At 65.9% G+C, this 454-nt stretch carries 1 protein-coding gene; it reads right to left on the bottom strand.

The genetic code is table 11. The features are described 5' to 3' along the window. Window positions 1-454: aminotransferase class I/II-fold pyridoxal phosphate-dependent enzyme (locus tag AB4Y36_RS40470; RefSeq protein ID WP_368685938.1), on the bottom strand; the 454-nt coding region annotated here is incomplete at both ends.

Here is a 454-nt window from a genome sequence, read left to right as displayed (position 1 = left end):
GGCCCCGGTGCGGAAGACAGGCACGCTGCCGCTTCATCGAAGCGGGGTACCAGGGCGGGGGGCACCACCACAAATCCCAGTCGCAGCGTCGGGCTGATGGTCTTGCTGAACGTCCCGATGTGAATGACACGCCCCGCTCGATCCTGCGACGCCAGCGCTGGCGCCGCGCGGCGTTTCAGCTGCAGCTCGCCCAGATAGTCGTCTTCGATAATCCATGCCTGCGCCCGGGCCGCCCACTCCAGGAGTTGCCGCCGGCGCGCGAGCGACAAGGTCGGACCCAACGGCGCCTGTTGTCCCGCGGTGACCAGCGCCAACGCGGCATCCGGTGCATGCGTTTCGCCGAAGCCGACGTCAATGCCTTCTTCGTCGACGGGAATCGGAACCGTCGTGATCTGGCCAATTTCCAGGGCCTTGCGACTCAGCAAATATCCGGGATTCTCGACCCATGCCTTGC

It is taken from the genome of Paraburkholderia sp. BR10936 (genome assembly GCF_040965735.1).
GTDB lineage: Bacteria > Pseudomonadota > Gammaproteobacteria > Burkholderiales > Burkholderiaceae > Paraburkholderia > Paraburkholderia nodosa_A.
Note: the sequence above shows the minus strand (reverse complement) of the source record. Positions and strands in the feature narration are given on the sequence as shown.